At 70.9% G+C, this 19,853-nt stretch carries 21 protein-coding genes and 2 tRNA genes; 17 read left to right on the forward strand and 6 right to left on the reverse strand.

From position 1 onward, the window contains the following. The first annotated feature begins 59 nt into the window (after positions 1 to 59). Positions 60 to 641 (forward strand): biliverdin-producing heme oxygenase, encoded by a 582-nt coding sequence (locus EFJ44_RS14000; protein WP_241209721.1) that lies wholly within the window; start codon positions 60 to 62, stop codon positions 639 to 641. Further along, the gene (locus EFJ44_RS08575; RefSeq protein ID WP_241209722.1) at positions 638 to 2,776 is read left to right on the forward strand and encodes a histidine kinase dimerization/phosphoacceptor domain -containing protein; all 2,139 of its coding nucleotides are present in this window, start codon (positions 638 to 640) and stop codon (positions 2,774 to 2,776) included. Before EFJ44_RS14000 ends, EFJ44_RS08575 begins: the two co-directional genes overlap by 4 nt. Here EFJ44_RS08575 and EFJ44_RS08580 read toward each other — a convergent pair. The 5 genes from EFJ44_RS08580 to EFJ44_RS08600 form a co-directional block, all read right to left on the reverse strand. Then, positions 2,751 to 2,945: a hypothetical protein gene (locus EFJ44_RS08580; RefSeq protein WP_125256765.1), complete on the reverse strand. Its 195-nt coding sequence runs from the start codon at positions 2,943 to 2,945 to the stop codon at positions 2,751 to 2,753. The two genes, EFJ44_RS08575 and EFJ44_RS08580, sit on opposite strands and share 26 nt — an antisense overlap. Continuing rightward, on the reverse strand, positions 2,942 to 4,027 hold the full coding sequence (locus EFJ44_RS08585; protein WP_164511892.1) for a PepSY-associated TM helix domain-containing protein: 1,086 nt from the start codon (positions 4,025 to 4,027) through the stop codon (positions 2,942 to 2,944). Before EFJ44_RS08585 ends, EFJ44_RS08580 begins: the two co-directional genes overlap by 4 nt. A gap of 5 nt (positions 4,028 to 4,032) precedes the next feature. Beyond that, positions 4,033 to 6,192, reverse strand: a complete 2,160-nt coding sequence (locus EFJ44_RS08590) for a TonB-dependent receptor (protein WP_241209723.1) — start codon at positions 6,190 to 6,192, stop codon at positions 4,033 to 4,035. Positions 6,193 to 6,276: 84 nt separating this feature from the next. Next, positions 6,277 to 7,845 carry a M28 family peptidase gene (locus tag EFJ44_RS08595; RefSeq protein ID WP_125256767.1) on the reverse strand — a complete coding sequence of 523 codons (1,569 nt, stop codon included), beginning with the start codon at positions 7,843 to 7,845 and terminating at the stop codon, positions 6,277 to 6,279. A gap of 68 nt (positions 7,846 to 7,913) precedes the next feature. Further along, the gene (locus EFJ44_RS08600; RefSeq protein ID WP_125256768.1) at positions 7,914 to 9,896 is read right to left on the reverse strand and encodes an acetyl-CoA carboxylase biotin carboxylase subunit; all 1,983 of its coding nucleotides are present in this window, start codon (positions 9,894 to 9,896) and stop codon (positions 7,914 to 7,916) included. A gap of 194 nt (positions 9,897 to 10,090) precedes the next feature. On the opposite strand from EFJ44_RS08600, the gene EFJ44_RS08605 reads away from it, so the two are divergent. The 3 genes from EFJ44_RS08605 to EFJ44_RS08615 all read left to right on the forward strand — a co-directional run bounded on the left by EFJ44_RS08605 (position 10,091) and on the right by EFJ44_RS08615 (position 12,575). Continuing rightward, the gene (locus tag EFJ44_RS08605) at positions 10,091 to 11,569 is read left to right on the forward strand and encodes a S41 family peptidase (RefSeq protein ID WP_125256769.1); all 1,479 of its coding nucleotides are present in this window, start codon (positions 10,091 to 10,093) and stop codon (positions 11,567 to 11,569) included. 78 nt (positions 11,570 to 11,647) lie between these two features. Next, positions 11,648 to 12,115 (forward strand): peptide-methionine (R)-S-oxide reductase MsrB, encoded by a 468-nt coding sequence (gene msrB / locus EFJ44_RS08610; protein ID WP_125256770.1) that lies wholly within the window; start codon positions 11,648 to 11,650, stop codon positions 12,113 to 12,115. Positions 12,116 to 12,164: 49 nt separating this feature from the next. Beyond that, positions 12,165 to 12,575, forward strand: coding sequence for a hypothetical protein (locus EFJ44_RS08615; RefSeq protein WP_125256771.1), 411 nt, complete (start codon positions 12,165 to 12,167; stop codon positions 12,573 to 12,575). Here EFJ44_RS08615 and EFJ44_RS08620 read toward each other — a convergent pair. After that, positions 12,554 to 12,628 (reverse strand) — tRNA-Thr (locus EFJ44_RS08620). The genes EFJ44_RS08615 and EFJ44_RS08620 overlap by 22 nt on opposite strands. Before the next feature lie 82 nt (positions 12,629 to 12,710). On the opposite strand from EFJ44_RS08620, the gene EFJ44_RS13845 reads away from it, so the two are divergent. The 12 genes from EFJ44_RS13845 to EFJ44_RS08675 all read left to right on the forward strand — a co-directional run bounded on the left by EFJ44_RS13845 (position 12,711) and on the right by EFJ44_RS08675 (position 19,814). Further along, positions 12,711 to 12,881 (forward strand): hypothetical protein, encoded by a 171-nt coding sequence (locus EFJ44_RS13845; RefSeq protein WP_164511855.1) that lies wholly within the window; start codon positions 12,711 to 12,713, stop codon positions 12,879 to 12,881. Between the two features lie 78 nt (positions 12,882 to 12,959). Continuing rightward, positions 12,960 to 14,240 carry a UDP-N-acetylglucosamine 1-carboxyvinyltransferase gene (murA, locus tag EFJ44_RS08625; RefSeq protein WP_125256772.1) on the forward strand — a complete coding sequence of 427 codons (1,281 nt, stop codon included), beginning with the start codon at positions 12,960 to 12,962 and terminating at the stop codon, positions 14,238 to 14,240. Beyond that, a complete protein-coding gene (locus EFJ44_RS08630; protein WP_125256773.1) occupies positions 14,237 to 14,710 on the forward strand; it encodes a DUF2948 family protein in 474 nt (157 codons plus the stop codon). The genes murA and EFJ44_RS08630 overlap by 4 nt, the downstream gene beginning before the upstream one ends. Next, entirely contained in the window at positions 14,707 to 15,171 is a 465-nt protein-coding gene (locus EFJ44_RS08635) for a UPF0262 family protein (RefSeq protein WP_241209724.1), read from the forward strand. The genes EFJ44_RS08630 and EFJ44_RS08635 overlap by 4 nt, the downstream gene beginning before the upstream one ends. Before the next feature lie 105 nt (positions 15,172 to 15,276). Further along, positions 15,277 to 15,498 carry a translation initiation factor IF-1 gene (infA, locus tag EFJ44_RS08640; RefSeq protein ID WP_013269122.1) on the forward strand — a complete coding sequence of 74 codons (222 nt, stop codon included), beginning with the start codon at positions 15,277 to 15,279 and terminating at the stop codon, positions 15,496 to 15,498. Between the two features lie 11 nt (positions 15,499 to 15,509). Next, entirely contained in the window at positions 15,510 to 16,085 is a 576-nt protein-coding gene (locus EFJ44_RS08645; RefSeq protein ID WP_125256775.1) for a Maf family protein, read from the forward strand. Next, entirely contained in the window at positions 16,082 to 17,095 is a 1,014-nt protein-coding gene (locus tag EFJ44_RS08650; RefSeq protein ID WP_125256776.1) for a ribonuclease E/G, read from the forward strand. The genes EFJ44_RS08645 and EFJ44_RS08650 overlap by 4 nt, the downstream gene beginning before the upstream one ends. Then, complete coding sequence (locus EFJ44_RS08655; protein WP_241209736.1) at positions 17,089 to 17,247, forward strand: DNA gyrase inhibitor YacG; 159 nt, start codon at positions 17,089 to 17,091, stop codon at positions 17,245 to 17,247. The genes EFJ44_RS08650 and EFJ44_RS08655 overlap by 7 nt, the downstream gene beginning before the upstream one ends. A 65-nt stretch (positions 17,248 to 17,312) precedes the next feature. Beyond that, positions 17,313 to 17,388: transfer RNA gene (locus EFJ44_RS08660), tRNA-Phe, on the forward strand. 323 nt (positions 17,389 to 17,711) lie between these two features. Continuing rightward, on the forward strand, positions 17,712 to 18,617 hold the full coding sequence (gene exbB / locus EFJ44_RS08665) for a tonB-system energizer ExbB (RefSeq protein ID WP_125256778.1): 906 nt from the start codon (positions 17,712 to 17,714) through the stop codon (positions 18,615 to 18,617). 5 nt (positions 18,618 to 18,622) lie between these two features. Then, positions 18,623 to 19,060 (forward strand): biopolymer transporter ExbD, encoded by a 438-nt coding sequence (locus EFJ44_RS08670; protein WP_125256779.1) that lies wholly within the window; start codon positions 18,623 to 18,625, stop codon positions 19,058 to 19,060. A gap of 19 nt (positions 19,061 to 19,079) precedes the next feature. After that, on the forward strand, positions 19,080 to 19,814 hold the full coding sequence (locus EFJ44_RS08675) for an energy transducer TonB (RefSeq protein WP_125256780.1): 735 nt from the start codon (positions 19,080 to 19,082) through the stop codon (positions 19,812 to 19,814). The last annotated feature ends 39 nt before the right edge of the window (positions 19,815 to 19,853 follow it).

Below are 19,853 nucleotides of genomic sequence, written 5' to 3' on the forward strand. Positions count from 1 at the left end.
GAAACGCTCCGAAACGGCCACGCTTTCATTGGAGCCGGAACGGCTGCTAGCTTCGCCGCGTGAAAGTCAGTTCCGTCCATCGGGCCCTCCGGGTGGCCACCGCCCAGCGGCACGAGAGCCTCGAGACGGACGCGGACGTCGAGGCCCGTCTGCGCGACCCCGAACGCCGTGTGGGCGTCATGACCGGTCTGCGCGACTTCCATCGGCACGCGGAAGCCATGGCGGCGCCTTTCGCATCCCTGTTCAGGACGGCCGGGATCGATCCGGAAGGCCGCAGCGCCGCGCTGGACCGGGGACTGTCCAAACTCCGGGGGGACGCCGCGGCTCCGGCCGGCGAGGCGTCGCCCGCCGGCCTGTCCACCGCCCTCGGCTGGGCCTATGTGGCGGAAGGCTCCGCCCTGGGCGGGCGTGTCATGCGCAAGGCCATGGTGCGCGACGGCATCGACCTGACCGGCCTGGACTTCCTCGATCCGCACGGCGACGAAACCGGTCCGCGATGGCTGCGTTTCCTCGCCCTGCTGGACGCCGCCGTCTCCGACGGCCGCGCCGACCTCGACGCCGTCCTCGGGGCGGCGGTCGACGCCTTCGACCGCGCGCGCGCCGCGCTTGTTCCCGCATCAACAGTGAGCCGTGCCGCGTGACCGACCAGATCGCCTCCGAGGCGCACGCCGCGCTGACCGACTGCGACCGCGAGCCGATCCATGTGCCGGAGGCGATCCAGCCCCACGGCCTGCTGTTCGTGCTCGACCGGGACGACCTCAGAATCGTTCGCGAGGCCGGACGCATGACGTCGCTCACGAGCCGTGCCTCCTGGCTCGGATGCGCCGTGCATGAGTTCCTGGGAGACACCCTCGGCAAGCGGCTGAAGGCCCTGGCCAGCGTCGAACAGGGCTTCGCGGGCCGCTGGCGCGCCGCCAACGGGCTGGATTACGACGTCACCGTCCGCCCCAACGCCGCGGGTCTGGTGCTGGAAGTCGAGCAGAGCAGCCAGGGCGCCCAGCTTGGGGTGGAACTGATCAGTCGCCTCGACGCCGCCGCCGCCGCGCTGGAACGCGCGGGCAGCCTGCGGGCCGTCTGCGAGCGGGCCGCGGAGGCCTTCCGCGCGCTGACCGGCTACGACCGCGTCATGATCTACCGCTTCCTCGACGACTCCGCCGGTCAGGTGGTGGCCGAGAGCCGCAGCGCCGAGGTCGAGAGCTTCGACAATCACCACTTCCCGGCCACCGACATTCCCAGGCAGGCGCGCGCGCTCTACGTACGCAATCCGGTGAGGGTCATCCCGGACTCGCACTACGAGCCACAGCCGCTGCTGCCCCGGGCGGCCGAGCCCCTGGACATGAGCGACTGCGGCCTGCGCAGCGTCTCGCCGGTGCACCTCCAGTATCTGAGAAACATGGGCGTGCGCGCCTCGGCCTCCGTGTCGATCATCGTCGACGGCGAGCTTTGGGGCCTGGTCGCCTGCCATTCCTCGCGGCCGCAGATCCTGCCGCTGGAACAGCGCATGGCCGCGACCAACCTCGCGCGCTCGCTGGCGCGTCAGATCAAGGCCAAGGGCGACGCCGAGCTGTACCGCGAGCGGACCCGCCTGCGGCAGCTGGAGCATGAGCTGATCGGCCGCATCCCCGTCGACCGGCCGCTGGCGGACAGCCTCGCCGCCCAGGGGCGCGATCTGGCCGATCTGGTCGACGCCGACGGGGTCGCCGTCGTCGGGCCCGACGGCGTCGCCCGTTTCGGCGTCACCCCGGCCGATTCCGCCGTGGCCGAGCTGGCCGAGTGGGTCGCCGATCAGCCCAGCCTCAGGCCGTTCGCCACCCATGTTCTGAGCCAACGCCATCCGCCCGCCGCGCAGTGGGCGACCGAGGCCAGCGGCCTGCTGGCCGTGCGGCTGCCCGGCGAACAGCCGCTGACCCTTCTCTGGTTCCGCGCCGAGATCGTCGAAACGGTCCGCTGGGCCGGAAATCCCTCCACTGCGGTGAAGGACGGCCCCTCCGGCGTCCTCACGCCCCGCGCCAGCTTCGAGGCCTGGTCCGAGACCGTGCGCGGGCGCTCGCGCCGCTGGACCCCCGCCCAGGTCGAGTCCGCCGGGCGCCTGCGCGACGCGCTGCTGGACATCGCCTCCGTAGGCCAGCTGCGCAGCCTGAACCGCACCCTTCAGGCCTCCCTCAGCGAACGGGACCTGCGCCTCGAACAGCAAGGCTTCCTGATCCGCGAGGTCAATCACCGGGTGCAGAACAGCCTGACGCTGGTTTCGTCCTTCCTCGGCCTTCAGGCGCGCCACGCCGAGGCCGCCGCCGCGGAGCAGCTGAACGAGGCGCGCCGCCGCGTCCGCGCCGTCAGCATGGTGCACAGTCGGCTTTATCGCGCCGAGACCGGCGCCAGCGTGGACATGGCCCGGTACTTCGCCGAGCTGGTCGAGGACCTGGGCGGCTCGATGGGCGCCGACTGGCTGGCGCAGCTCGACTCCGACCTGGCGCCCGTCCGGATGGACGCCAGCCGGGCGGTCACCGTCGGCCTGATCCTGACGGAGCTGATCATCAACGCCCAGAAATACGCCTACGACGGCGAGCCCGGCCCGATCCGGGTCGTCCTCGAGGAGGAGCCGGACCTGTTCCGTCTCACGGTCGAGGACCAGGGGAAGGGCGGCCACGCCGTCGGCGACGGCTTCGGCTCCCTCATGATCCAGAGCCTCGTCGGTCAGCTGGGCGGCGAGCTGACCTATCGCGACGCCTCGCCCGGGCTCCGCGCGGTGCTCAAGGCGCCGATCGGCGGCGGCTGACGAACACGCCGGCGACGGGGGCAAGGGTCGCGACCCCCAGCATCAGGGCGCCCAGACCGTCCCAGGCGCCGTCCCCCAGAAGGGCCCCGAAGAGTCCGGTCAGGCTGACCGCCGCGATGATCGCGGGCCACAGAAGGGTGCGCGGCGCGCCGTGACGGGCGGGGCTCATGCCGCCTTCCTCCGCCGGGGCCACCACAGGTAGAGACCCGATCCCAGCACCACGATCGTGGCCAGGTCCAGCAGCGCCCAGACGATCTTCAGGCCCAGTCCGCCGTAGTCGCCGAAATGCAGCGGCTGCGACAGCGACAGCAGCGACACGTACCACGGCGGCCGCGCCACGGCGGTCAGCGCGCCCGTCCGGGCGTCGATCAGCGCCGGCGTGATCAGATGCTCCGTCACGGGGCTGTCGCCGTGGAAGAAGACGGCATAGTGCCTGTCGGTGGTGTAGTCCGTGCCCGGAAAGGCCACGAACTGCAGCATCATCCCGGGAAGGGCGGCCCGCGCGTCGCGCACCGCCTGATCCAGCGAGGCGCGGTTCGAGACGTCGAACGGCCGCGGATCCTCCGCGTCGACCAGCGCCATCAGCGCGGTGTCCTTCCAGTGCGCGGTGATCGGCACGGCCAGGGTGTTGACGACGCCCGTCACGCCAACGACCAGCACCCAGGCCGTCGTCACGATGCCCAGCAGGTTGTGCCGGTCCAGCCAGCGCGTCCGCGCCGCCTTCTCCCGCCGGACGGTGCCGAACTCCAGCCGCCGCATGAAGGGCGCGTACAGCGCCGCTCCCGACGCCACCGCGATCACCAGCATCACCCCCATCAGGCCCAGAAACAGCATCCCCGGCAGGCCCAGGAACATGTCGGTGTGCAGCTGCAGCAGGAACTCCACCAGCGGATGCCCCGCCACCGGCGGCGCGGCCTCGCCGCTGGTCGCGTCCAGCGGCTGGAAGGCGTAGACGCCGTCCGGCGCGTCGGGGGGCCGGCTGGTGACGTTCACCACCGGCCGGTCCTCGTCGAAGCTCATGAAGGCCGGCACGTGACCCGGATGGTTCGCCAGCGCCCGGTCCAGGATCGCGTCGAGGCTCAGCCGCTCGGCCGCCGCCGGCTCCCACTCGCGATGCAGCAGGGCGTCGTTGATCTCATGGCTGAACACCAGCGGCAGTCCGGTGACGCACAGCATCAGCAGAAAGGCGGTCGAGACCAGGCTCGACCACCGATGCGCCCACGCCCAGCCCCTGATCGCCGTCGGCGTCATGCTGGTCAGAATTCCGACGACAGCTGCAGGCTGAAGGTCCGCGGCGCGCCCAGCGTCAGATAGTTGGCGCCCGGATAGCCGCCGACCGCGACCCACTGGTCTTCGTCCAGCACGTTCTCGACCCGCGCCCGCAGCGTCAGCGGTTTGCCCGCCGCGTCAAACGACCAGCGCGCGCCGGCGTCCAGACGCGTCCAGCTTTCCAACTCGACGGTGTTGGTCGCGTTCACCTGCTGCGACCCGGTGTGCACGACCCGTCCCTCGACGGTCAGGCCCCGAACCATGGGCAGATCCCACTCGACGTTCACGTTCGCCTGGAACTCCGGCACGCCGATCGCGGTGTTTCCGTCAAGCGCGCCGCCCTCCGTGCGCCGCAGCTCCGCGTCGATCAGCGTCCAGCCGCCCAGTACCCGCAGGCCGTCGCGCGGCTCGCCGAACCAGGTGACCTCCAGCCCCTGATTGCGCTGCCCGCCGTTCGCCGCGAACACGCCGCCTTCGACGAAGGCGCTGGCCAGGGTGGTCGAGAACAGGCTCACGGTCCCGCCGAACCGGCCGACGTCGTACTTGAACCCGATCTCCGCCTGCTCGCCGCGGAACGGCTCCAGCACCTCGCCGGCGTTGGTCACGGGCGATCCGCCGCTGGTCGCCGGCGCGATCTGGCCGGGAACCAGCGCCTCGGCATAGTTGGCGTAGACCGAGATCCAGTCGTTCGGCTTGTAGACCACCGCGAAGGCCGGCGTGACCGCGTCCCCATCGTAGGCCGAGCCCAGGGCCCCGGTGTTGTAGTCATAGGTCCGCGTGCGGATGTCCTGCCACCGCGCGCCGGCGGTCAGCAGCAGACGGCCGTCCATCAGCGTGACCATGTCCGCCACCGCGAACGACGAGTTGCGCACCCGCTCGGTCACCAGCGGCGCGTCCAGATCGCCGCCGACGAAGAAGTCCGGCGTCGGCGCGGCCACGTCGACCGGCGCATACAGGTCCGAGGCGAAGCCCGCGAAGTTCGAGAAGGCATAGGCGTTGCGCGACTTCGAGCCGACCGACGACGCCGAGGCAACCAGACGGTGCTCCACCGACCCGGTCGTCACGTCCGCGCGCACGCCGACGTCGCCCGACCAGATCGTGTCTTCCCGCGCATTGTCGAAGCGATAGGCCGACAGCGTGCCGCCCGGCTGCGCGGTCGGATTGGCCAGCACGTTGGCCTCGCGCCCGTCGCGCCCGCCGATCGCGGCCCAGGCGGTGACGTTGGGGGCCAGGTCGAACTCGCCGCGCGCCGCGCCGAACAGCTGGCGCTCGTCGGTGTAGGTCCAGGGCTGGGCAAAGTTGCCGCTCGCGTCCGGCGGCGTCGGCACGGCGCCGGCCGGCGTCACCGTCGGGCGCGGCGCGTCGATGCGGTGGTCCTGATAGCCCACGTCGGCCGAGAACCGCACCGGGCCGCCCCGGCGATCGACGCCCAGGCCGATCACGTCCAGCGTCCGCGCCTGCCGGTCGACCGACGACTCGCCGTCGCGCCGGGCAAGGTTCAGCCGCACGCCCCAGTCGCGGTCGGCGCCGAACCGCCGCGACACGTCCGCCGCGCCGTACAGTTCACCGCCGCCCTCGATCCCGGCCGTCAGCCTCGACAGGTCGGCGCCCGCCCGCTTGGGAACCAGATTGAACGCGCCGCCGACGCCCGACCCGCCCGGCGCCGCGCCGTTCAGGAAGGCGGTGGCCCCCCGGAACACCTCGACCCGCTCCAGCAGCTCGGCGGCTGTGAACTGGCGCGGCAGCACGCCGTACAGGCCGTTGTAGGTCATGTCGTCCGAGTACACGGGAAAGCCCCGCACGACGTACAGCTCCTGGAAGTTTCCGAACCCCTTGGTGACGCGCACCACCGGATCGTTCTGCAGCACGTCGCCGACGCTGCGCGCCTGCTGGTTGCGCGCCAGTTCCTCGGTGTAGTTGGCCGTGGCGAACGGCGTGTCCATCACGTCCAGCGCGCCGAACAGCCCCACGCGCCCGCCCGTCGCCACCTGCCCGCCGGCATAGGCGGGGCTGATCGCCACCTGAGACCCGGTGACGATCACGTCGTCGACGCGCGTCGCCTCCGGCTCCTGCTGCTGGGCCTGGGCGGGCAGGGCGGCGATCAAGCTCAGGGAGGAGGCGGCGAGCAGGAGGGCAGAGGCGCGCACGGGAGCATTCCGATGAAAATAAGAATGCGTCGCAATATGGCCGCTCACGCGCGGTGTCCAGCCCTCATCCGGGGCGAGGGGGCCTCACTTCCCGAAAATGCTGTCCCGATACCAGCTCGGCCGCTCGTCGGCGTTCGCCACGCGCAGCGCCAGCGCCGTGATGAAGTCGTGCAGGCGGATCTCGTCCTCGACCAGGATCGGCGTGGTCGTCATGTCGTCGGACGGCCTGTGATAGTGGGTCTCGTTGAACGTCCGGATGGTCGTCGCCTCCGGCGTGCCCGCGGCGAAGCCGAACTTGAACGCCACCGCCGGGATGCCCGCGGCGATGAAGGAGTACTGGTCCGAGCGGATGAACCGGTTCTCGGCCGGGAAGGGGTCGGGCGTCAGGGGCAGGCCCAACTCCGCACTCACCGCCGCAGCATGGTCGCCGAAGGTGCTCTCCGTCGCCCCCAGCACGTTCACGCCCGTCAGAGGAATGATCGGCAAGGCCATGTCGTAGTTCAGGTTCCCGACGATGCTGTCGCGCGGCACGGTCGGATTCGCCACGAAGGCCTTCGACCCCAGCAGGCCCCGCTCCTCCGCCGTCACGATGACGAACAGGACCGACCGGCGGGGCTTCGCCGCGATCAGCTGCTCGGCGATGTCCAGCTGCGCAGCCACGCCCGAGGCGTTGTCCAGCGCGCCGTTGTAGATGGCGTCACCGTTCACCGGCTCGCCGATCCCGTAACCGTCCAGGTGCGAGGTCATGACCACGTACTCGTCGGCCAGTTCGGGGTCCGAGCCCGGCAGCACGCCGATGACGTTGGGCGAGATCACCGCCGTCTGCGTCGCCGCGAACCGCCCGCTCAGGCGCGCGTCCAGCGGAAACGACGTCTGCGGCGCCCCCGACCGGGCGTCGGCCACGATCTGGTCCAGCGACCTCGGCGTCCCGTTGAACAGCCCGGCGGAGTGGTCCGGGTGCAGGATGATCTCGGCGAAGGGCGCCTCGCCGGTGTCGGGGAAGAACCCGGGCCGCGCCGCCCCGCGCGTGACGCCGTTCCACGTGCCCGACGGGTCCGCCTGCGGCGGAATCAGACTGATCGTGCCGACCGCGCCGCGCGCCATGATCCCCGCCGTCCGCTGCGCCCTCGCATGGGTCAGGGTCAGGCTGGGCATGCCGTTGGGCGCGCCGTTGACGAAGACCGCGATCTTGCCCTTCAGGTCCACGCCGTCGAGATCGCTGTAGCCCTCCGACGGGATGTGCAGCCCGTAGCCGACGAAGACCAGCTCCGCGTCGATCGACGCGGGCAGGGGACGCCCGCCGCCGACGACCGCGTCGGCCGGCATGACCAGCGCTCGCTCGGCCCCGCCGACGGTCAGCACGGCGCTCGACGCGCCCAGGTCCACCGTCTGCTCCACGAACCGGATCGGCTGGTACCAGCCCCCGTCCGCGCCCCCCGGCTTCAGCCCCACGGCCTCCATCTCTGCGGCCACCCAGGCGGCGGCGCGGTCATACCCCGGCGTGCCGACCCGCCGCCCCTCCATGGAGTCGTCGGCCAGCGCCGCCATCCGCTGCACCCACCGCTCGCCGCGATCGGCGCTCTGCGCCAGCACGGGCGCCGCTCCGGCGGTCAGGATCAGGGCGGACAGACAGGCGGCGGCGACAAGGCGCATGGCGGACTCCTTCGAACGGAGCGCCACTAGGCACGTGCCCGGTCGGAAAGGAAAGCCGCGTCGGCGTCTCAGGCGAACTCCACCAAGACGTCGTCGGCGGCGACGGGGTCGCCGGCCCTGGCGCCGACCGCCTTCACGGTGCCGTCGCGCTCGGCCTTGAGGATGTTCTGCATCTTCATGGCCTCGATGATGGCCACCGTCTCCCCGGCCTTGACCTCCTGACCCACCTCGACGGGCACGGACACGACCAGACCGGGCATGGGGCTCAGCACCAGCTTCGACGTGTCGGCGGCCTGTTTCTCGGGCAGGCGGGCGTAAAGTTCCGCCACCCGCGGCGTCAGCACCCGCACCCGCGCCCTGGCGGCCCCCGAGCGGATCGTGAAGCCGTCCGGCACGCGCGCCACGTCGGCGGTGAAGGGCACGTCGTCCAGCACGGCGCGGAATTGCCCCAGCCCCGGGCGCCACTCGATGTCCGACAGCCGCAGCGACCGGTCCTCGCCGGCCAGCTCCAGCGTCAGCGCCTCCTCGTCGTCATAGCCCAGCGACACGCCATGCGCCTCCCGGTCGATCAGCACGATCCAGTCTGTGCGGTCCGACGGATCCTCCGCCTGCTCGGAAATGATCTCGTTCATGGCGACCGCCGCCGCGATCATCACGTCCTTGCGCCGCCGGTCGGGCGCCAGGCCGTGGAAGCCGTCGGGGAACTCGTCCTTGATGTAGCTTGTCGACAGCTTGCCCGAGCGGAACCGGTCCTGCTCCATCACCGCGGCCAGGAAGGGCACGTTGTGGCCCAGTCCGGTCAGGTGCGTGTCTTCAAGCGCGCGGGCCATGCCGTCGATGGCGGCGTCGCGCGTCGGCGCCCAGGCGCACAGTTTGGCGATCATGGGGTCGTAGAACATGCTGATCTCGTCGCCCTCGCGGACGCCGGAATCGTTGCGCACGACGTATCCGTCCCGCTCGCCTTCCTCGGGCTGCTCATACCGGACCAGCCGCCCGATCGACGGCAGGAAGCCGCGATAGGGGTCCTCGGCATAGATGCGGCTCTCGATCGCCCAGCCGTCGATCTTCAGGTCCTTCTGCGCGAAGGCCAGCTTCTCACCCCAGGCCGAGCGGATCATCTGTTCCACCAGATCGACCCCGGTGATCAGCTCCGTCACCGGGTGCTCCACCTGAAGCCGGGTGTTCATCTCGAGGAAGTAGAACGACTTGTCCTGCCCGGCGACGAACTCCACGGTGCCGGCGCTGTCGTAGTTCACCGCCCTGGCCAGGGCCACGGCCTGCGCGCCCATCTCCATGCGGGTCTTCTCGTCGAGAAGCGGGGAGGGCGCTTCCTCGATGACCTTCTGGTTCCGCCGCTGGATCGAGCATTCGCGCTCGAACAGGTGGACGACGGCGCCGTGCTTGTCGCCCAGCACCTGGATTTCGATGTGCCGGGGATCGACGATGAATTTCTCCAGGAACACCCGGTCGTCGCCGAAGGCCGCCATGGCTTCGGCCTTCACCGCGGCGAAGCCCTCGGCCATGTCCGCGTCGCCTTCCGCCACGCGGATGCCCTTGCCGCCTCCGCCAGCTGAGGCCTTGATCATCACGGGATAGCCGATCTCGCGGGCGATCTTCACCGCCTCTTCCGGCGTCTCGATCAGGCCCATGTGGCCGGGAACGGTGGAGACGCCCGCCTCGGCGGCGAACTTCTTCGAGGTGATCTTGTCGCCCATGGCCTCGATGGCCTCGGGGTTCGGACCGATGAAGGCGATGCCCTCATCGCGCAGGCGGCGCGCGAAGCCCGCGTTCTCGCTCAGGAAGCCGAAGCCGGGATGCACCGCCTCCGCGCCGGTTTGCCGCACGGCCTCGATGATCCTGTCCGCCAGCAGATAGCTCTGCGCCGCGGGGGCCGGTCCGATCAGCACGCTCTCGTCGGCCATCTCGACCGCCAGCGATCCGGCGTCGGCCTCCGAAAAGACCTGCACGGTCGAAATGCCCATCTTGCGGCACGTCTTGATGATCCGGACGGCGATCTCGCCCCGGTTGGCGATCAGGATCTTTTTGAACATGGGCTGAAAACGACGCTCGCTGAGCCTGAAACAATTGTGATCGTGCGGCCCCGATTAGGACGCGGGGGCGTGCGAGTAAACCTGACTGCGGGCTCGCCCGTTCGGCGTCCGGGCTTGGCAAGGCCCGCCGCTGACGCTTTAACGTCGCCCGCATTCCCGGCCCCCCTGGCCCGAACGGTTACCCGGAGTTCCCGATGTCCCTTCGCCTGCTGACCGCCGCGTCCGCCCTCGTCATGACCCTGAGCGCCGCCGCGGCCCACGCGCAGGACTTCCGCGCCCTGGCGGTGCAGGACCTGACGAAGGCCGAGGAAGAGATCCGCCAGAACCACCCCGCCCTGACCACGCCCGGCGTCGAGAGCCAGGCCTTCCGGCGGTGGCTCGACACGGGTCTGGCCCAGGCCCAGGGCTTCTCGGGCCGCGTCAACTCGGGCGACAGCCACGCCTATCTGATGCGCTACTACGCCAACGGCTTCCGCGACCCCAGCGTCCGCATCGATCCGACCTTCGACCTGCTGGGGCCGTACTTCGCCACGTCGTGGGCCGGCGTCACGACGGGCTGGCGCGACGGCAAGTACGTCGTCACCCACGTCCAGCCGGGCACGCGCCGCGCGCCGCCGGTGGGCGCCGTCGTGATGGAGTGCAACGGCGTCCCGATCGAGGAATTCGCCCAGCAGAAGCTGGACCTGTGGGAAGGCGACCTGACCACCGAGGCCGGCCGCGTCTACTCGGCGCCCTACCTGCTGTGGAACCGCAACAACCCCTTTACCCGCGGCGTGCCCCAGACCTGCAAGTTCCAGCCGAACGGCCGCGGTCGCGGTCGCGACTTCGAACTGCAGATCCAGCCGGTCAGCCCGCCGGCGATGGAGGCGGCCTATCGCGCCACGGTCTTCATGCCGGGCGCCCAGCCGCTGGCCATCGAGGACGTGAACGGCCGCCCGTGGGTCCGGGTCAACAGCCTCGACGACGAAGCCGACTGGCGGACTTTCAACGCGCAGTTGGAAGGCGCGGTCGACACCCTGCGCGGGCCCAACGGCTTCGTGCTGGACCTGCGCGCGGCCGGCCAGGACGACTACACCTCGCTGCGTCGCGCCTACGGCGTGGCCAACCGCATCTGGTCGCCGGAATACACCGTCAGCCGCCAGCCGGCCGCCGAATCGATCACCTACCGCGCCACCGCCGACAACCGCGCCTGGTTCGCCGACACCCTGGCCCGCATGGAAGGCGACGCGGCCTTCGCCGCCGAGAACCCGGCGGTGATCGAGGAGACCCGCGCCGTGGTCGAGGCGTTCGACGCCGCCCTCGCCGCCGGTCAGGACACCTTCAGCCTGCAGGGCCGTCCGGCTCCGGCCGACACGGGCGCCGCCAACCCCGTTCAGGGCCCGGTCGTCGTCCTGGTAGACCAGGGCTGCGCCGGCGCCTGCCTGGACCTGCTGGACCTGCTGGTGCAGCTGCCCAACGTCCGCATCGTGGGCACGCCGACCTCGGGCGGCTCGATTTTCGTCGAGCCCACGCTGCTCCGTCTGCCGTCGAACTACGCCGACCTCGAGTACGGTCACAAGGCGTGGACGGGCCGTGCGCGCGGCCACCTGCAGCCCGTCACGCCGACCGTCGCCTACACCGGCAACCCGGCGGACGAGAACGCCGTCAAGGCATGGGTCGCCGGACTGTTTTGATCCTTCGCTGAGCGATGGGCGTCGCCAGTGGGGCCGGCGGGGGGTGAAACCTCCGCCGGCCCTTCCCATTTCAGCGGCATGACCACGTCCCCTTCCGGCTATGACCTGACCCCGCCCACCGACGGCCAGCGCGCGGCCCTCGAGGCCGACCTCTCGCCCGAGGAGAAGCGCGTCCTCCTCGCCCACGGCACCGAGGCGCCGTTCTGCGGCGTACTGCTCGGCGAAAAGCGGCCGGGCGTCTTCTGCTGCCGCCAGTGCGGTCTGCCCCTGTTCCGGGCGGGGACCAAGTTCGAGAGCGGCACCGGCTGGCCCAGCTTCACCGAGCCCGTCGACGACACCCATGTGCGCGCCGTCGAGGACCGCAGCCACGGCATGGTCCGCGTCGAGACCCGCTGCGCCCGCTGCGATTCGCATCAGGGCCACGTCTTCCCCGACGGCCCGCCGCCCACCGGCCTGCGCTACTGCATCAACTCCGTCGCCCTGACCTTCGTGGAGGAGGGCCGCCCTCTGCCCGATCCCTTGGGCCGCGGCGACGGGACGGCCTGACCTTGGCCGCAATCGCGGCTAGTCTGGTCGTCGAACCGGAGACGCGCCCATGCTGATCGCCGCCCTCGCCTTGCTGCTCGATTCGACCGGGGCGCCGCAGGATCCGCCGCCGCCCGCCGACCCGGTCGTCCGCATCGACCCGCAGATCCAGTCCTGGCTGGACGGCAGCCCGACGCGGGACGGCGAGCGGGGCCCCATCTGGGACGAGGACCGCGTCCATGGCGAGATTTCGGTGGGCGTCGGCACCGGCGGCTGGCGCGAGTTTGGTGGGGCCCTCAGCACGCCGGCGGGGCAGGGCGGCCGGCTGACCGTGCGCTATCATCAGTCGGAGGGCGACGCCTGGCGCGGTCGCCCCTACGGCTACGTTCCGACCTGGTGGCAGGGGGCCCTCGGCGCCGACGACCGGCCCCTGCACGGGTCCGGTCGCCGGTTCGAGAGTGGTGCCGCCGGGCAGGATTGAACTGCCGACCTCAGCCTTACCAAGGATGCGCTCTACCACTGAGCTACGGCGGCGGAAATCTGAGGAAGCGGCCGTATAGCGAAGCGATCCGGCGGGGGGAAGCCCTCAAATGGATCGACGTGCGATCCCGGTTCGGTGAAGCTGCAGGCCATGATCGACGACCCGGAATCGCCTGCGCCGAAACCCGCGAGGCCTCAACCGTCCGAGCGGGAGAAGCGCCTCGCCGAGGCCCTGCGCGCCAACCTGAGACGCCGCAAGGCCGGAACGGCGCCGGCCGCAGGAGGCGATGACGAAAGTTCATCCTGATCGCGCCTTTCGCGGCGCACCACGCTCGGGCTAGAGAGATCGACCGACCGGGCGTGATCCCGGCGCGACAGGAACGACATGGACCGCATCGCCATCCACGGCGGCGCCCGACTGAACGGAAGCATCCCGATCAGCGGCGCCAAGAACTCCGCGCTCAAGCTGATGGCCGCGTCGATCCTGACCGACCGGCCCCTGCGGCTGACCAACATGCCGCGCCTGGCCGACACCAAATTCCTGGGCCGGCTGCTGCAGGCGCTGGGCGTCGAGGTCACCGAGAGCGAAAGCGGCGGCGAGCAGGAGACCCTGTTCCACGCCCGCGAGATCACCTCGACCTTCGCCCCCTACGACCTGGTCCGCCAGATGCGCGCCAGCTTCAACGTCCTGGGCCCGTTGCTGGCCCGCACCGGCCACGCCCGGGTGTCGCTGCCAGGCGGCTGCACCATCGGCGCGCGGCCCGTCGATCTGCACCTGGACGCGCTCAGCCGCCTCGGCGCCGCGATCCAGCTGGAAGAGGGTTACGTCTCCGCCGTCGCGCCGGACGGTCTCCGCGGGGCCGAGATCGAGTTTCCCTTCGTCTCGGTCGGCGCGACCGAACACGCCATGCTGGCCGCGGTCATGGCCCGGGGCACCACCGTCCTGCGTCGTGCCGCCATGGAGCCGGAGATCGGCGACCTCGCCCGCTGCCTCACCGCCATGGGCGCGAGGATCGAGGGCATCGACACGGACGTGCTGACCATCGAGGGCGTCACCTCGCTGAACGGCGCCGACTGGTCCGTGATTCCCGACCGCATCGAGATGGGCAGCTTCGCCGTCGCCGCCGCCATGGCCGGCGGGGAGGTGCGTCTGACCCGCGCCCGCGCGGAACTGATGACCGCCCTCACGGAAAAGATGGTCCGGGCCGGGGTCGAGGTGACGCCCACCGAAGACGGGGTGATCGTCCGGCGCGATCCTGCCGTCCGGCTGCGCGCAGTGGACGTGGAGACCGAGGTCTATCCGGGCTTCGCCACGGACCTGCAGGCCCAGTTCATGACGCTGATGACGCTGGCGGAGGGCGAAAGCCGCATCCGCGAAACCATCTTCGAGAACCGCTTCATGCATGCGCCCGAGCTGGGCCGTCTCGGCGCCGACATCCACGTCCACGCGGGTGAGGCGGTGGTGCGGGGCGTCGACCACCTGATCGGCGCGCCGGTGATGGCCACCGACCTGCGCGCCTCCGTCAGCCTCGTGATCGCCGGCCTGGTGGCGCAGGGCGAGACGATCGTGGACCGCGTCTATCACCTCGATCGCGGCTTCGAACGTCTGGAGGAGAAGCTGACCGCCTGCGGCGCCGACATCCGGCGGCTGAAGGGGGACGAATGACCGGCGCTCCGCCCGCGACCCAGCCCGAGCCCCTCCGCCTGCTCGCGCAGGACGAGGACGATCTTCAGATCATCTCGGCCGCGCTTCAGGACGCCATCCTGCGTCCTCGCGACGTGGTCTGGGAGAAGGCCGCGCGACGCCTGACGGTGACCCTCAGCCGTTTCTGCTGGGAGTGCGGCGGCACGCGCGTGCTCTCGGCGCTGCAGTTCGGCGACGTTCTGGGCGTGCGCAGCCGCCAGCTGCCGCGCGGACCGGACGCCGTTCTTGAGCTTCTGGCGCTTCATTTCGTGCCGGGCGAGGCGCCGGGCGGCCAGGTCCTGTTGATGTTCGCCGGCGGCGGCGATCTGTCGGTCCAGGTCGAATGCCTCGACGCGGTCGTCGCCGACCTGACGCCGCGCTGGAAGGCCCAGGCCCAGCCGACCCATCCGGAAGTCGAGGCGGAGCCGGAGAATCGGGGAGCGACCCCGTGACGGACCACCGCCTCGCCTCGGTCGAGCTGGACGCCGACAGCCTCGGGCCGGCCACCGCGGAGATGGAGCACGAGCGTCGCGTGGCGGTCTTCGATCTCGTGGAGAAGAACCACTTCGCCCCCGCGGGCGCCCCCGGCGGTCCCTACGCCCTCAGACTGTCCAGCCAGGACGGTCGTCTGGTGCTCGACGTGTCCGGGCCGGACTACGCCCGCGTCCACGGCCTGTCGCTGACGCCGCTGAAAGGCGTGATCCGCGACTACGCCCGCATCTGCGACAGCTACTACGAGGCCCTCCGGGGCACCTCGCCCCAGCAGATCGAGGCCGTCGACATGGGTCGGCGCGGCCTCCACAACGAAGGCGCCGAGGCCCTCAAGGCGCGGCTCGACGGCAAGATCGAGATCGACCACGAGACCGCGCGTCGCCTGTTCACCCTCGTCTGCGCGCTTTTCCGGCGGGCTTGAGGTCGCCGGCCGCCTCGACTTTCCCGCCATTATCGTGCATACGCCCGCGCCTTGAAGCGCGGTCCGCCCGACGCGCCGATCCGTATCCCGGGCGAGAGAGGCCGCATGGCTAAGGAAGAACTGCTCGAGTTTCCCGGCGTGGTCAGCGAACTGCTGCCCAATGCGACGTTCCGCGTGCTGCTCGAGGGGAACGACCACGAGATCATCGCCCACACCGCCGGCAAGATGCGCAAGAACCGCATCCGCGTGCTGGCCGGGGACAAGGTGCTGGTCGAGATGACGCCCTATGACCTGACCAAGGGCCGCATCACCTACCGCTTCAAGTAAGGGCCGCCTCCTTGCGACCCCAGCTGGTCCTGGCCTCGGCCAGCCCGCGCCGGCTGGAGCTGCTGGCCCAGATCGGCGTCGTCCCCGACCGCGTCGATCCCGCCGACGTCGACGAGACCCCGCAGAAATCCGAGACTCCGCCCCGGCTCGCCGAACGGCTGGCGCGGGCGAAGGCGCGGGTGGTCGCCGACCGCGCGCCGGACGCGATCGTCCTGGCCGCCGACACCGTCGTGGCCGTCGGCCGTCGTCTGCTGGAAAAGCCTGCGGACGCCGCCGAGGCGGAGCGGTTCCTGCGCCTGCTGTCCGGCCGCAACCATCGCGTCTTCACCGGCGTGGCCGTCGCCCGCGGGGACCGCCTGTCCGCAAGGGTCGTGGAAACCCGGGTGTCCTTCAAGCCGTTGAGCGACGTCGAGATCGCCGGCTACCTGGCCACCGGCGACTGGCGCGGAAAGGCCGGCGGCTATGCCATCCAGGGGCCGGCCGGCGCCTTCGTGCGCCGCATAGTCGGCAGCCATCCGGCGGTGATGGGTCTACCGCTGTACGAGACGATGCAGCTGCTGGCCGGCGTCGGCTGGACGCGCCCGTGAGCGGGGTCGAGGCCTGGCTGGACGAGACGCCGGGCGAAACCCGCGGCGCGATCGCCCGCGACGGCCGCTTCACGCATCTGCTCGTCGACCGTGAGGACACGCCGCCCCACCACCGCCTCGGCGCCCGCGTCGTCGGCCGCGTCACGGAACGCGCGCGCGGTCTCGACGCCGCGTTCGTGGACCTCGGCTGCGAAGGCCCGCCGGGCTTCCTGCCGGGCAAGGTCGGCGCCGTGGGCGAGCGGCTGGAATTGGAAGTCACGGCCGAACCCCGCGAGTCCAAGGGTCCGGTCCTGCGCCGCCTCGGGCCGGGGGAGGGGGCGCCGCGGCTGCTGTCGCCCGGTCCGACCGTTAGGGAAACGCTGACCGCCTTGGCCCCCGGCGTCGCCCCGGTCGAAGGGGCCGCCGAGGCGATCCGCGCCGTCATGGAGGCGGAGGGAGAGGCCCTGTCGGAACGGGTCCTCGTCCCGGACCTCGGCCTCGACGTCACCGTCCAGCGCACCCGCGCCCTGATCGCCGTCGACCTGGACCTCGCCGCCGACGCGCCGCGCGCCGCCCGCGACCGGGCGAATCGTCGCGGCCTGGCCGAGGCCGCGCGCCTGATCCGGCTCAAGGCGTGGGGAGGCCTGGTTGTCGTCGACCTGATCGGCTCCGCCCAGGACGGGGACAAGGTCATATCCGCGGCCCGCGACGCCTTCGACGGCCCGCAGGTCGCCTTCGGGCCGCTCAGCCGCTTCGGACTGCTGCAGCTGAGCCTCCCGTGGAGCCGCACGCCGGTGGAGGAGACCCTGCTCCGTGGCGGGGCCGCCGTCGCCGGGGCCCTGGCCGGCGTGCGGGCGCTGCGCCTGGCGCTGCTGGAAGACCGCGCGGCGCCCCGGCTGACCCTGCGTCTGCCGGCGGCGGAGGCCGCGGTGGCTGGGCCCCTCGTCGCGCGTCTGGGGCCACGCGCGGCCCTCCGGGCGGATGCGGACCGGGCGCCCGGCGCCCATATGGTCGTCGAGGACCGATCATGAGCGACTGCCCCATCTGCCGCCGGGCCCCGGCGGATCCGAAATACCGTCCCTTCTGCTCGCGCCGCTGCGCCGACGTGGACCTCCAGCGGTGGCTGGGCGGCGTCTACGCCATCCCCGGCGAGCCCGCCGAAGAGGCCCCGGGCGAGGACTGAACGCGGGCGCTGGACAAGGCCGCGCACGCTCGCTACAGACCCCGCTCCTCGCGGGGAATGCCCGGGCCTGGGTAGCTCAGTTGGTAGAGCAGCGGATTGAAAATCCGCGTGTCGGTGGTTCGAATCCGCCCCCAGGCACCATCCCGCCGCACGCTGAAGAAGCGCCCCCGTCAGCAATCACGAAAATGTCGCTTTGTGCGGCCACGGTCACGGTCGAACCGCCTCGCTCCCGCACCGGGAGAAAAGCGGGAACGCGGTCTTGACGGGCTGTTATGGCTTCGTCAAAGCAGCTTGGCCCTGACCGGCCCCGACCGAGCACCGCTCGGACGGCAACCGGTTACGGTCGGATGCGTTTGAACCTTCGCCGCAGGCGTGGGCTCCGGCGCTTCAGGTTTCACGGGACGCCGGATTTCCGGGGTCTCATTGGTTTTCACGGGTCAGACCAACGCAGGAACTGGCGAAAAATGCTCGATAGCAAGAAGACGAACATCCTCCTCGCCATGGCCGGCGCCGCCGCCCTCATGGCCGCCTCGCCCGCGCTGGCTCAGGAAACGCCGGCTCCGGCCGCCGCCGAAGCCGCCACGGCCGCCCCGGCCACGACCACGGCTCCGGCCGCGGACGCCGCCGCCCCCGCCACCACGGAAGAGCCGGCCGAGCCGGGCGCCGTCGGCGGCGAGCAACATGGCAAGCTGACCGTCGTCGGCATGTTCATGGAAGCCGACATCGTCGTGAAGGTCGTGATGGTCGGCCTTCTGCTGGCCTCGGTCTTCTCGTGGGCCCTGCTGCTCATCAAGCTGTTCGAGCTGGGTTCGCTCAACTCGCGCACCGACCGCTTCCTCGAGGCCTTCCGCGGCGCCCGCACCATCGCCGACATGCGCCGCATCGCCACCTCGGACGAATTCGAAGGCAACCCGATGGCCGACATGGCCGCCGCGGCCACCGAGGAGATCGAGCTGTCGCGTTCGGCCGGCCTCAGCGTCGCCGGCGAGCACCGCGACTCGGCCATCACCCGCGCCTCGGCCGCCGTGGCCGCCGTTCAGTCGGGTCTGTCCAAGCGCCTGTCGGGCGGCCAGCAGTTCCTGGCCTCGACGGGTTCGACCGCGCCGTTCATCGGTCTGTTTGGCACCGTGTACGGGATCATGAACTCGTTCATCGGCATCGCGAACACCAACACGACCAACCTGGCCGTCGTCGCCCCCGGCATCGCCGAGGCCCTGCTGGCCACCGGCATCGGTCTGTTCGCGGCCATCCCGGCGGTTATCTTCTACAACTACTTCAACACCCGCATCGCCGGCTACGGCACGCGTTCGGACGGCTTCCAGGCTGAACTGATGAACGCCATCTCGCGCCAGCTCGACAAGGGGGCGTAAGCCGGATGGGAGCCAAACTCTCCGGCGGCGGAGGCGGCAAGTACCAGATCGAACAGAACAGCGAGATCAACGTCACGCCGTTCGTCGACATCATGCTGGTGCTGCTGATCATCTTCATGGTGGCGGCTCCGCTCGCCACCGTGTCGGTGGAGGTCGCGCTTCCCAAGGCCGTCGCCAAACCCGCCCAGAACCCGCCGAAGCCGGTGTACATCTCGATCCAGCAGGACGGAGACGTCTTCATCGGCGACTTCCGCACCAGCGTCGGCGAAATGGGCGCGGAGCTGCAGAAGCAGCTCCCCAACCGCAACCCGGCGGACGAGCGGATCTTCATCCGCGCCGACCAGCAGACCCGCTACGGCGACTTCATGCAGGTCATGAACGCGCTGCAGGACAACGGATTCTACTCCGTGGCCCTGGTCGGCGAAGACGCGAACGAGCAGTGAGGGAGGCAAGGACACAGCCATGACCGACACCCCCGTCACGCCCCGCCGCAATCCGCTGCTGGACCCGCCGAAGTCGAAGGGCTTCCTGGGCGTGCCCCTGCCGATCCTGATCGGCATCGGCATCTTCATCCTGGCGCTCCACGCCCTGATGTTCGCCTGGCTGGCGGCGCAGAAGTTCAAGCTCAAGGAGTTCAACTACGTCGACGAGTCCGTCGAGGTGGAGCTCATCGAGCCGATTCCGCCGCCGCCCCCGCCTCCGCCTCCGCCGCCTCCGCCGCCGGACACGCCTCCGCCGCCGAAGCTGCAGATCCGCGAGCCGGTGCTGAACACCCAGGCTCCGCCGCCGCCGGTGACGCTCAACATCGAGCCGACCAAGAAGGAAGACCGCGTCGAATACACCGCGCCGCCGGTCATCGTTCCCGGTCCGCCGCCGCCGCCGGCTCCGCCGGCTCCGGCCCGCCCGTCGGTGATCACCAATCCGCAGTGGTCGCGTCGTCCGCAGCCGACCGAACGGGACTTCCCCGATCGGGCCCTGCAGTCGGGCACCAGCGGTTCGGCCACCGTGCGCTGCATCGCCCAGGCCAACGGTCGTCCGGCGAACTGCCAGGTCGTTTCCGAGGATCCCTCGGGCTACGGCTTCGGTCGCGCCGCCGTCCGCGTGGTCGAGCGGGGTCAGCTGTCGCCGCGAACCGTCGACGGCGCCGCCCAGAACGCCGCCTTCACGGTGACCATCCGGTTCCCGATCGCGAACTGATTTCGGGATCGAAGGCCAGACTGAACGACGCCCCGCGGT

Origin of the sequence: Brevundimonas fluminis (assembly GCF_003934285.1) — a bacterium.
Classification (GTDB): Bacteria; Pseudomonadota; Alphaproteobacteria; order Caulobacterales; family Caulobacteraceae; genus Brevundimonas; species Brevundimonas fluminis.

Excerpts from the sequence above, each read along its gene's own strand:
- msrB (WP_125256770.1), top strand. The coding sequence starts at position 11,648 with ATGACCACGTCCCCTTCCGGCTATGACCTGACCCCGCCCACCGACGGC.
- EFJ44_RS08595 (WP_125256767.1), bottom strand. The coding sequence starts at position 7,845 with ATGCGCCTTGTCGCCGCCGCCTGTCTGTCCGCCCTGATCCTGACCGCC.
- infA (WP_013269122.1), top strand. The coding sequence starts at position 15,277 with ATGGCTAAGGAAGAACTGCTCGAGTTTCCCGGCGTGGTCAGCGAACTG.
- exbB (WP_125256778.1), top strand. The coding sequence starts at position 17,712 with ATGCTCGATAGCAAGAAGACGAACATCCTCCTCGCCATGGCCGGCGCC.
- murA (WP_125256772.1), top strand. The coding sequence starts at position 12,960 with ATGGACCGCATCGCCATCCACGGCGGCGCCCGACTGAACGGAAGCATC.
- EFJ44_RS08670 (WP_125256779.1), top strand. The coding sequence starts at position 18,623 with ATGGGAGCCAAACTCTCCGGCGGCGGAGGCGGCAAGTACCAGATCGAA.
- EFJ44_RS08630 (WP_125256773.1), top strand. The coding sequence starts at position 14,237 with ATGACCGGCGCTCCGCCCGCGACCCAGCCCGAGCCCCTCCGCCTGCTC.
- EFJ44_RS08585 (WP_164511892.1), bottom strand. The coding sequence starts at position 4,027 with ATGACGCCGACGGCGATCAGGGGCTGGGCGTGGGCGCATCGGTGGTCG.
- EFJ44_RS08675 (WP_125256780.1), top strand. The coding sequence starts at position 19,080 with ATGACCGACACCCCCGTCACGCCCCGCCGCAATCCGCTGCTGGACCCG.
- EFJ44_RS08615 (WP_125256771.1), top strand. The coding sequence starts at position 12,165 with ATGCTGATCGCCGCCCTCGCCTTGCTGCTCGATTCGACCGGGGCGCCG.
- EFJ44_RS08600 (WP_125256768.1), bottom strand. The coding sequence starts at position 9,896 with ATGTTCAAAAAGATCCTGATCGCCAACCGGGGCGAGATCGCCGTCCGG.
- EFJ44_RS08605 (WP_125256769.1), top strand. The coding sequence starts at position 10,091 with ATGTCCCTTCGCCTGCTGACCGCCGCGTCCGCCCTCGTCATGACCCTG.
- EFJ44_RS08580 (WP_125256765.1), bottom strand. The coding sequence starts at position 2,945 with ATGAGCCCCGCCCGTCACGGCGCGCCGCGCACCCTTCTGTGGCCCGCG.